This window comes from Phenylobacterium sp., assembly GCF_004799395.1.
Taxonomy (GTDB): domain Bacteria; phylum Pseudomonadota; class Alphaproteobacteria; order Caulobacterales; family Caulobacteraceae; genus Phenylobacterium.
In genome coordinates this window covers 1-11,340 of sequence record NZ_SSMZ01000198.1, presented here as the reverse complement: position 1 = coordinate 11,340, position 11,340 = coordinate 1, and the positions used below count along the sequence as shown (strand labels likewise).

6 protein-coding genes, 1 tRNA gene and 1 pseudogene are annotated in these 11,340 nt (G+C 64.8%); 7 read left to right on the top strand and 1 reads right to left on the bottom strand.

All coding sequences use genetic code 11. The features are described 5' to 3' along the window. The first annotated feature begins 290 nt into the window (after positions 1-290). Positions 291-1,019 carry a PEPxxWA-CTERM sorting domain-containing protein gene (locus E8A12_RS12880; protein WP_293369316.1) on the top strand — a complete coding sequence of 243 codons (729 nt, stop codon included), beginning with the start codon at positions 291-293 and terminating at the stop codon, positions 1,017-1,019. Positions 1,020-1,484: 465 nt separating this feature from the next. Here E8A12_RS12880 and E8A12_RS12875 read toward each other — a convergent pair whose 3' ends face one another. Then, positions 1,485-2,285 carry an FkbM family methyltransferase gene (locus E8A12_RS12875; protein WP_293369315.1) on the bottom strand — a complete coding sequence of 267 codons (801 nt, stop codon included), beginning with the start codon at positions 2,283-2,285 and terminating at the stop codon, positions 1,485-1,487. Between the two features lie 705 nt (positions 2,286-2,990). Between E8A12_RS12875 and E8A12_RS12870 the strand changes: the two genes are divergently transcribed. From E8A12_RS12870 to fdnG, 6 genes and pseudogenes are all read left to right on the top strand, one after another. Then, positions 2,991-4,598 (top strand): amidohydrolase, encoded by a 1,608-nt coding sequence (locus E8A12_RS12870; protein ID WP_293369317.1) that lies wholly within the window; start codon positions 2,991-2,993, stop codon positions 4,596-4,598. Positions 4,599-4,840: 242 nt separating this feature from the next. Next, positions 4,841-6,283: an L-seryl-tRNA(Sec) selenium transferase gene (gene selA, locus E8A12_RS12865; protein WP_293369314.1), complete on the top strand. Its 1,443-nt coding sequence runs from the start codon at positions 4,841-4,843 to the stop codon at positions 6,281-6,283. 36 nt (positions 6,284-6,319) lie between these two features. Next, positions 6,320-8,152: pseudogene (gene selB, locus E8A12_RS22795) on the top strand (selenocysteine-specific translation elongation factor); the annotation flags it as partial. 114 nt (positions 8,153-8,266) lie between these two features. Further along, positions 8,267-8,362, top strand: a tRNA-Sec gene (locus tag E8A12_RS12855). A 23-nt stretch (positions 8,363-8,385) separates the two neighbouring features. After that, on the top strand, positions 8,386-8,766 hold the full coding sequence (locus tag E8A12_RS12850) for a hypothetical protein (protein ID WP_293369312.1): 381 nt from the start codon (positions 8,386-8,388) through the stop codon (positions 8,764-8,766). Positions 8,767-8,903: 137 nt separating this feature from the next. Further along, positions 8,904-11,340, top strand: a 2,437-nt coding sequence (fdnG, locus tag E8A12_RS12845; protein ID WP_293369311.1) for a formate dehydrogenase-N subunit alpha, incomplete at its 3' end; no start/stop codon positions are given.

The following is an 11,340-nucleotide window of genomic DNA, read 5'->3' as shown; positions in this document are numbered from 1 at the left end:
CACGCCCAAGGCCATTGAAGTCACGGGCATTACCGGCACGAGTTGCGAGCCGCTCGTCCCTTCGGCCCATGGCGGTCCATAGGACAGGCTACCCGAGCGCGTTTCCGTGGTGTGGGTTGGGGTGCTGCAATGGGGGCGCCAGAGACATCTCCCGGAGTGATATTCTCCCGGGGAGCGAGTCCGCTTGACCGAACGAAGTTACGAGTCGTTAGGTGAATTCGGAAGTTCGGGTATGAGCGCGTTTGTCGCAGTTTCCGTAGCGTCCCGATGCGGAAGATGGGGTACGGAAAATGAACTTCAAAGCAATTCTGGCGGGAGTCGCCGCGACAGCCGCGATCCTGACGGCTGGGGCCGCCTTCGCGCAAACAAACGAGCCGCCGCCGAGCGGCCCGGTGATCCTGAACCTGGACGGGACGGCGATCCCGACCAGCTACACTCAGTACACAGTCGATTTCACCGCGACGTCGAACCTGACCAACCTGAGCTTCGCGTTTCGCGAAGATCCGGCTTTCCTGTTGATGGACAACGTCAGCCTGACCGACATGACGACCCCGGGCGGAGAGCTGGTCACCAACGGTGATTTCGAGGCTGGGCCGTTGAACGCCGTCCCGTCCGGCTGGAGCTATCTCAATAATACGTTCGGCGCCGGGTTCGGCGGCCACGTCCAAGGCTATTGCGGGATCGACCCAGGCACGGGCCCGTCCAACTGCTACGTCGACGGCGGCGTGCAGGACTATGACGTCATGTGGCAGGCGATCGCGACGACCACCAACGACGTCTATCAACTGTCCTTCTTTCTGATGGACACTGGTGGCGCAGGCGTCTTCAGCGCGCTGAGCACCAATGGCGACGTGACCGACCAGTTCGGTAACGGCCGCAACCTAGTCGTCTATGGCGGCGTCTTGCCGGTGAGCGACACCGGCGTGCCGGAACCGGCCGCCTGGGCGATGATGCTGCTGGGCTTCGGCGGGATCGGGGCCATGGTCCGCGGCCGCCGCCGCCAGGCCGCGGTCGCGTGATAGCTTTTCCCGGGGCGGCTCCACCGCCTCAGGACTGATCCAAGGCGAGAGCCCCGGCCCGCAACGGCCGGGGCTCTTGTTTTGACCCCCTTTGCCGCGGTCCCTAGAGGACGCAGTCTGCCGCCCTGGCCGAGTGGCGTGAGGCCATGGGCTAGGGCCAAGTTTGGGTTTGGGGGACTTGCGGCTGCTGGAGACAAATTGCCGTTAGACTGCCAGCACCGCCACCGCCGAAACCTGGCAAAGGCCACTGCCGCAAACACGATCAAACCCTGAGTTCAGGCCGACGTGGTTCGGGAACGACGCTTACCAGCAACCGGGCGCGCCTCCTGCTTGGCGTAGTCCATGATCCAAAGGTGAAGCGCCAGCTTCGGCGCGAACCGCCGCGTAAGCGAATTCAAATCGTTAGCTCGCCGATCGGAGTCGCGACCCCATGCCGATTCACGGCTTCATATCTATGGATGGAAACTAGCTCGGCAGGAAAATGAAGTTGAAGACGTAGTCGTCGCGGCACTCCGGACGTCGGTGGTGCTTCTCCGTATCAAGGCGCGCGAAGGGCGTCAGGGTGCCACGCACCAGCGCGAAACAATTGTACCCATAGCCGGTGACCGTCTTCACCATTTCGCTGATCGGCACGCCAGTGTGGGCCTCTTCCATCTCGATCAAGAGATTGGGGCGGTCCCGACGCAGGGTGTCGGTGGCCCCCTCCAGGACCTCTCTTTCGAAGCCTTCGACGTCGATCTTCATGAAGCCCACGTTGCGGATCCCGAGCTCGTCAAAACGCACGGCGCGCACGACCACCTTACGGTGGTCACCGCTGACCTTGGTGGCGCTGAGCGAGGCGCCCTGGTTGGAGAATCCGTTTGCGCTTCTGGGGACTAGGAGATCGGCAGGCGCCGAGACGTTGCTTAGAGCTTCTGGGTGGAGCACGACCCGACCGGAAGCCCAGCTGCTTAGGACGCGGAAGAGCTTCGGGTTCGGCTCGAATGCATGCACCAATTTGCTGTGAGCCAGCAGCGCGTACGAATAGACACCCTTATTCGCGCCCACGTCGATCGAAACCCGCTTCTTGTCAGCCAGGATCGAAACGAGGCGTAATTCCGGTTCGCCCTTCCGAAGATTTCGATGGTGAAGATATGCAATGCGCGCCCGAGGCGGCAGCATCGCCTTGAGATATTCCTCAAATTTGAGAGGGGGTTCCCACCCATTGCTGTTTGCGGTGTCCGTCAGCACGGCAGGATTTCCTTCCGCGCAGAGTAGGCGGTTCATCACATCGATCTTGACGTTCGACCATTCTGCTCAGCGTCAGGACGACGCCGCAACATGTCGTCCTCAAAATTCGGAGCGATGACCGGGATGGGGTCGATTTGCCCCGTTGGCTCAGCCGTGTGAATCGGCGTCGCGAATTGCCCTCCGCCGCGTGACGCAATTCATATCGTTAGCTCGCCGATCGGCGGTCGTGACCCCTCGCCGATTCACACACAACAAAAGGGCTGCCCTCTCTGCGCGCGGCCAGAACCGGCTCGCCCAAGGCCCCAGTCACCAAATCCATCACATCAATCCCGAGGCGGTGACGGCCGCTATCGAAGAGATCCAGAAGATCGCCAATTCAGCTACGATTGCAAAACAGCGGGCGGTCACCACTTCAGTCAGGAACGCTACCTAATCAGTCGAGACCTCTACCCCAAACGATGCTCAGCCGAACTGGCGGAGTGGCGTGAGGTCATGGGCTAGAGCCAGGTTTGGATTGGGCAGATTGCGCCTGACCGCAGACAACTTGCCGTTGGCCTGACTGCATCGCCGCTCAGGCGGCTAACCTGACTAAGCCTGAACCTAAACTCCCGAACGCTGGACTGGCGGCGCCGCGGGAATAGGCGCCGCCAGCCACGGTCCACAAATGCAGTTGGCGGTGGCGCGGAAGCGTGGCCCCTTGCGATCTTCGCGAGGGGGCGATTCCAGATGACGATTTCGAAGATGCAGCTATTGGCGGCCGCTGCCGGGATGACGGTGATGCTATCTCAGCCGGCATGGGCCGCCGGGGCGGTCAGCCCAGACCAGCTCGCCGCGCTGAAGACACAGGCTATGGCCGGCGTCGACTCTCGGGCGAAGCTCGCCCAGGTGATGGTCGATCAAATCTTCTCCTTCGGCGAACTTGGCTACCAGGAGGTGGAGACCTCCAAGTACCTGACCGATCTCCTGGAAAAGAACGGCTTCACCATCGTGCGCGGGGTCGCCGGCCTGCCCACCGGCTGGACCGCTACCTGGACCAACGGAAAAGGCGGCCCGACCATCGCGCTCGGCAGCGACATCGACTGCATCCCCAAAGCCAGCCAGAAGCCGGGAGTCCCCCGCCATGACCCCCTGGTTCCCGGTGCGCCGGGCCACGGCGAGGGACACAATTCCGGGCAGGCGGTGAATGTCGTCGCAGCCTTGGCGGTCAAGGACATCATGCAGAAAGAAGGTATCGCCGGGACCCTGGTCCTTTGGCCCGGCGTGGCCGAGGAGCTGGTGGGCGGCAAGGCCTATATGGTCCGCGACGGGGTGTTCAAGGGCGTGGACGCCACCATCTTCACCCATGTGGGCGACAATCTCGTCACCAGTTGGGGCCAGCCGATGGGCACGGGCCTGGTGTCGGTGAAGTACCTCTTCCACGGCGAATCCGCCCACTCGGCCGGCGCGCCCTGGCGCGGACGCAGCGCGCTCGACGCCGTGGAATTGATGGACATCGGCTGGGATTTCCGGCGCGAACATCTGTTGCCGGAGCAGCGATCCCACCGGGTGATCGCTGACGGCGGCGACCAGCCCAACGTGGTGCCGTCGGAGGCGGCCGTCTGGTACTATTTCCGTGAACAGAGCTTCGCCAGCATCAAGAAGAACTACGAGATCGGCAACAAGATCGCCCAGGCGGCGGCCGACATGACCGACACCACGGTTGAGCATCACGTGATCGGGTCGGCCGCGCCGCAACACTTCAACCGGCCGATGGCCGAGGCCGCCGAGGCCAATATCGAAAAGATCGGCCTGCCGACCTGGACGCCTCAGGAACAGGCCTTCGCCAAGGCCGTGCAGAAGACCGTGAGCGCTGAACAGAAGGGGCTGGACACCAAGCTGAAGGGCCTGGAGCCGCCCAAGGAGAAGCCGGAGAGCGGCGGGTCGGACGACATTGGCGACATCTCCTGGATCATGCCGACGATCACCATCCGCTACCCTTCCAACATCCCCGGGCTGCCGGGGCACAACTGGGCCAACGCCATCTCCATGGCGACGCCGGTGGCGCACAAGGGGGTGCTGGCCGGGTCGAAGGCCGTCGCTATGACCGTGCTGGACCTGCTAACCCGGCCCGATCTGCTGGTCAGCGCCAAGGCCTATTTCACCGACGTCCAGAACAAGGATCAGCACTACATCCCGATGCTGGCCGCGGATGACAAGCCGCAGATCCAGATCAACGCCGACATCATGGCCCGCTTCCGGCCCGAGATGCGGAAGTACTATTACGATCCGAAGAAATACCCGACCTATCTGGATCAGCTGGGGATCAAATGGCCTCCGGTGGAGGTCGCCGAGGCCGCGCCTGGCAAGTAGCGGGCCGGCTGCACAGACGTCGAAGCGTCCTCGACGTCAGCAACTAGATCCAGATGACGAGAGCCGCCGATCAAATACCGATGGGCGGCCAAAGAAGATTTCACGCGTATTTGGTCTGACAATGCTGACGTGTCTGGCGCCAGTCACGTTGCCCGCTGGTCCAAATTGCGAGGTTCGTGCCATGCTGCGATAACTTCGCGCCATCGGCCGGCGCGGTCCTGTAACGGCCGGGATTGGAAGCCATGTCGGACCAATCTGCATCGCCCGCTGCGGCGCTGGAGGCGCCGAACCCCGCACGGCTGCGCGATCTGGCGTCCGTCAGCGCGGTCCTGAAGACGCCTCTCGCAACCACACTCGCCGATCGATTCGGCCGCCAGGCCGCCACTTACGCCATTCGCGCGGTCCTAGACGAGGCGCGCCAGGCTATAGCCGGCGGAGCGCCATCGGCGCCCACGACCGAGGATTTGGCGATCGCCGCACTCGCCCGACTGGAAGCCCAATCGCGTTCTGAGCTGCGGCCGCTGTTCAACCTCACCGGCACGGTCCTGCACACCAATCTGGGCCGCGCCTTGTTGGCGGAAGCCGCGATCGAGGCGGCGATTGCGGCCATGCGTGATCCGATGGCCCTGGAATATGACCTACGATCTGGCCGGCGCGGCGAGCGCGACGACCATGTCCGGGGGCTGCTCTGCGACTTGACTGGGGCGGAAGACGCCACCCTCGTCAACAACAACGCCGGCGCAGTGCTGCTGGCCCTCAACACCCTGGCCGACGGCCGTGAGGCCATCGTCTCACGCGGTGAGCTGATCGAGATCGGCGGGGCGTTCCGGATGCCGGATATCATGCAGCGGGCCGGCGCGCGGCTCGTGGAGATCGGGACCACCAACCGCACTCACGCCAAGGACTATCGCGCTGCCGTGACCCCGGAAACCGGGGTGATCCTCAAGGTCCACACCTCCAACTACCGCATCCAGGGATTTACCGCTGAGGTCGGCGCCGAGGAACTCGCGGCGATCGCTGGGAGTGTCGGCGTCCCCTTGATGCATGACCTCGGCTCCGGCACGCTGGTGGACTTGGCGCGCTATGGGCTGCAGCGGGAGCCAACGGTGCGCGAGGCGGTCGCGGAAGGGGCCGGGATCGTGACATTTTCCGGCGACAAGCTGCTGGGCGGGCCGCAGGCCGGATTCATCGTCGGCGACAAGGCCCTGATCTCCGCCATAAACGCCAATCCCATGAAGCGCGCCTTGCGTATCGACAAGGTCCGGCTGGCGGCGATCGCAGCGACGCTTGAGCTCTACGGCGACCCAGACCGGCTTGCCGAACGCCTGCCGACCTTGCGGTTGCTGGTCCGGCCCTATGCGGAGATCGCGACCCAGGCAGCGCGTCTGGCGCCCGTCGTGGCGCGGGCGGTCGGGGTGGTTTTCAGCGTGGCGCCATGCGAGTGCCACAGCCAGATTGGCTCCGGCGCCCTGCCCCTGGACACCTTGGCCAGCGGCGGCCTGGTCATTCGATCGCGCCGAGGGACGCGGGCGCTGGAACGATTGGCGGCGGCGCTGCGCGCGCTTGACCGGCCGGTGATCGGACGGATGGAGAACGGCGGGCTGATCCTGGACCTGCGCTGCCTGACTGACGAGGCCGCGTTTGTCGCCTCCCTCTGCGGACTGGATAGCCATGCCTTGGGGTAAGCATCCAGCGGGGCGGCGTCTTGCGGGGCCGTGCCGATGATCATCGGCACGGCCGGTCACGTCGATCATGGCAAGACCGCATTGGTCAAGGCGCTGACCGGCGTGGACTGCGACCGTCTCAAGGAGGAAAAGGTGCGCGGGGTCACGATCGACCTTGGGTTCGCCTATCTGCCAACCACGGACGGCCAGGTGCTTGGCTTCGTCGACGTGCCGGGCCACGAGCGCTACGTGCGCACCATGCTGGCCGGCGCGACGGGTATCGATTTCGCCCTTCTGGTGGTCGCCGCCGATGAGGGCGTAAAGCCGCAGACGCTGGAGCACCTGGCGATCCTCGACCTGCTGCAGGTCGAACAGGGGCTGGTGGTGCTGAACAAGGCCGACCTGACGGGGCCCGAGCGCCTCGCAGAAGTCGCGGCCCAACTCAGACCCGCGCTGGCCGGAACCGCGCTGGCGGCAACCGACGCCTTGCCCGTGTCCGCCGTGACCGGCCAGGGCCTCGACGCGCTGCGCGGCCATCTGATGGCCGCAGCCAAGGCCACGGCGCAGCGGTCCGCCGAAACCCGGTTCCGGCTGGCCGTGGACCGGGCGTTCACCCTGCACGGCGTCGGTGTTGTCGTCACCGGCACAGTGCTGTCGGGGGCGGTGCAGGTGGGCGATCAGCTGCTCATCAGCCCGTCGGGCCTGCCGGCGCGGGTGCGCTCGCTGCACGCTCAAAACCGGCAGGCCGAAATCGGCCGGCGCGGCGAGCGCTGCGCGCTCAATCTGACTGGCGTCGGCGTCTCCAAGGAGGCCGTGCGCCGCGGCGACGTCGTGCTCGATCCCGCCCTGCACGCCCCGACAGACCGCATCGACGCCAGGCTGCGCGTGCTGGGCGCAGAGGCCAAGGCGATCGGCCAATGGCTCCCCGTCCGGCTGCATCATGCTGCAGCCGAGGTCGGCGCCCGTATCGTCCTCCTGGGCCCCCCCATCGAGCCCGGCCAGGAGGCTGACGTCCAGCTGGTGCTCGAACAACCGATCGCCGCTGCGCTGCAGGATCGCTTTGTGCTGCGTGACGTGTCCGCCCAGCGCACAATCGGCGGCGGCCGTTTCATCGATCTACGTGGCCCGCCGCGGCGACGGCGCACGCCCGAGCGTCGGCGACAGCTCGCAGCGCTGGCTCTGCCCGATTCGGCCGCAGCCTTTTCCGCCCTGCTGGACGCCCCGCCCTTCGCCTGGGATTTGGCGGCGTTCGCCCGCGACCATGCTCTGACCGCGACCCAGGGCGAGCAACTGGTCGCGCAATCGGGGCTGATCCAGCTGCAAGCCGGCCCGGCCGCCGTGGCCCTCTCACCCACGCGCTGGCGCAAGTTCGCGACGGACCTCATCGAAAGGCTCGCCACCTTTCACCGCGAGAACCCCGACCTGCAGGGCCTCGGACGCGAAAACCTGCGCCTGCAGTTGCAACCGCGGCTGGCGCCGCGGATCTTCATCGCCGCCTTGCAGCGGCTGGCTGGCGCGGGCGAACTGGTGCTGGACGGCGCCTTCGTCCGCCTGGCCAGCCACACAGTGCGGCTGGCGCCCGGGGACGAAACCGCCTGGGCTCTGCTCGCCCCGCGACTGGGCGGCGCGGAGCGGTTTCGCCCGCCGCGGGTGCGCGACCTGGCCCACGCGAGCGGGCGCATGGAGGGCGACGTGCGCCGGCTGCTCAAGCTTGCCGGTCGGCTCGGCTGGGCCGACGAGATCGCGCCGGATCATTTCTTCCTGCGCGCGACGGTGCGCGAGATGGTCGCCATCGGCCTGGAGGAGGCGGGCCGTGCGGACGGCGGGGCCTTCAGCGCCTCGCAATTCCGCGACCGCCTCGAAAACGGGCGCAAGGTCGCCATCCAGATCCTCGAATTCTTCGACCGTCACGGCGTCACTCTGCGCAAGGCGGACTTGCGGCGCTTAAATCCTCACCGACTGGACCTGTTTGGCCCGGTCATGGTTTCATCCAGCCATGCGCAGGGAGGAGCATCGTCCCCGGTGGGGCGTTCGGATTTCAAATCCGAGTGGGGCAGCGAGCCTGTCCCAGGTGGGTTCGACTCCCATTCTCTTCCGCCATCCCCGCCCCGGAGCGGGTCCTGATGACAGCCGACTACGCGACGGATTTCGACGAGTGGCTGGTCGAGACCTTTGCCAGGGTCGGCGAATTCACCGTCCTGATCGTGCTTGTGGAGATCGGCGAAACCACAGCCGGACTCCTGCGCTCGTCCTACCTACACGTGATCGGCGACGAGACGCGCTGGCCGGACATCGTGGAGATGTTCGCCGGCGCGGGAACAGCTTGGAACGGCGCGGCCTTTTATCAGGCCGACCGCGCCGGGCTGGTGCGAGATCAGGTCGCGCGCCACCGACTGCAGTCGCTGATGCGCCACCTTGAGGCCGATCGCTCGCTCTTGAAGCACGCTGACTTTTTCGACCCTCGTGGCCTGCGCTTGAAGATCGAGGAGATCGCCCAGGAATGACGCGCGCCAGTTAGTGCGGAACCTGACCCCGCGCCTGGCGATTGGTTCCGCGTGCTTTTAGAGGTCGATCTGCGCCGTCGAACGTGCCTTAATTGGCGCATTCGCGAGGTCGGTTCGCCGGAGCAAGTGGCCCGCCCATGACAGGGACCCTCAGTCGTCGAGGTTTCATCAAGCTCACCGGGGCGGGCCTGGCCGCCTCGAGCTTGGGCGCGCTGGGCTTTGCAGCCGCAGGCCCCGCGCTCGCCGACTCGATGCGTCCGTTCAAGCTGACCCACGCCACCGAAACGCGGAACACCTGCACCTACTGTTCCGTCGCCTGCGGCATCCTGATCTACACGCTTGGCGACAAGGCGAAGAACGCCACCTCCAACATCATGCATATCGAGGGAGATCCGGATCACCCGGTGAACCGCGGCACGCTCTGTCCGAAGGGCGCCGCACTGCTCGACATCGTCCATGCGCCTACGCGCCTGAAGGCCCCCAGATACCGCGCGCCTGGGTCCAGCGAGTTCAAGGACGTCTCATGGGACTTCGCGCTCGACCGCATCGCCACGCTGATGAAGCAGGATCGCGACGCGAACTTCATCGCCAAGAACGCGGCCGGGACCACCGTCAATCGCTGGATCAGCACAGGCATGCTGGCGGCCTCGGCCTCCTCGAGCGAGACCGCCTACCTAACCTGGAAGGTGGCCCGCTCGTTCGGGATGCTGGTCTTCGACAATCAGGCGCGTGTTTGACACGGACCGACGGTGGCCAGTCTGGCTCCAACATTCGGTCGAGGAGCGATGACCAACACATGGCAGGACATCAAGAACGCCAATGTGGTTCTGGTCATGGGCGGCAACGCCGCTGAGGCCCATCCCTGCGGATTCAAGTGGGTCATCGAAGCCAAGATCGAAAACCACGCCAAGCTGATCGTGGTCGATCCGCGCTTCACGCGCACGGCGTCGGTCGCCGATGTCTACGCGCCAATACGCCCGGGAACCGACATCGCTTTCCTGAACGGCGCAATGCGCTACTTGCTCGAGAAGGACCTCATCCACCACGACTACGTGCGGGCCTACACCAACGCCAGCCTGATCGTGAAGGAGGGCTATGACTTCCAGGACGGGCTGTTCACCGGCTACAAGGAAGACACTCACAGCTACGACAGGACCGGCTGGGACTACGAGATCGACGGCCAAGGCTATGCCAAGGTCGACGATAGCTGGCAGGATCCGCGCTGTGTGATCAACCTGCTGCGCAAGCACGTGGATCGCTACACCCCGCAGATGGTGTCGCGCATCTGCGGCACGCCGCAGGACAAGTTCCTGGAGATCTGCGCGCTGTTCGCCACCACAGCGGCGCCCGACAAAGCGCTGACCAGCCTGTTCGCCCTTGGTTGGACCCAGCATTCGGTGGGCTCCCAGAATATTCGGGCCATGGCGATGATCCAGCTGTTGCTCGGCAATATCGGGGTGGCTGGCGGCGGAATGAACGCCCTGCGTGGCCATTCCAATATCCAGGGCTTGACCGATGTGGGTCTGCTGTCGACCTCAATGCCGGGATACCTGCTGCTGCCAAAGGAGACCGAGGTCACCTACGAGCAATATATGGCGACCCGGGAATATAAGCCGCTTCGCCCCGGACAGGTCAGCTATTGGCAGAATTACGGTAAGTTCTTCGTCAGCTTACAGAAGGCGATCTACGGAGACTCTGCGCGCGCCGACAATGATTGGGCCTACGACTGGCTTCCGAAATTCGATGGCGGTGGTTACGACATCATCCGAGCCTTCGAGATGATGAACAACGGACAGATGAACGGCTATATTTGCCAGGGCTTCAACCCAATGCAGGCTTTTCCTGACCGGAACAAGATCCGCCGGGGCCTGAGCAAGCTGAAATATCTCGTGGTTATGGATCCCCTGGATACCGAGACCTCGCGATTCTGGGAGAATTTCGGCCCGCAAAACCCGTCCGATCCCTCCAAGATCCAGACCGAAGTCTTCCAACTTCCAACCAGCTGCTTTGCCGAGGAGAGCGGCTCGCTGGTCAATTCGTCCCGCTGGATGCAGTGGCACTGGAAGGCGGCCAATCCGCCGGGCGAGGCGCAGACCGACATCTGGATCATGTCGGGCATCTTCCACCGCATGCGAGAGATGTACCGCAAGGACGGCGGCGCCTTCCCCGATCCGATCGTCAACCTGACCTGGACCTACACCAATCCGACCGATCCGGATCCGGAGGAGCTGGCCAAGGACATGAACGGCCGGGCGCTGGCGGACATCACGGACGCCACCGGGGCGGTCACGCAGCACGCCGGCCAACTGCTGGACGGGTTCGCGCAACTGCGCGACGACGGTACGACCACGTCAGGCTGTTGGATCTTCTCGGGCAGTTTCACCGAGAAGGGGAACATGATGGTCCGGCGCGACGCCACCGATCCCCGCGAGCAGGGCTTGGCGCCGAACTGGGCGTGGTCCTGGCCAGCCAATCGGCGGATCTTGTACAACCGCGCCAGCGCCGACCTCACCGGCAAGGCGTGGAATCCGCAGAAGCCGGTCATCGAGTGGAACGGCAGCAAATGGACGGGCA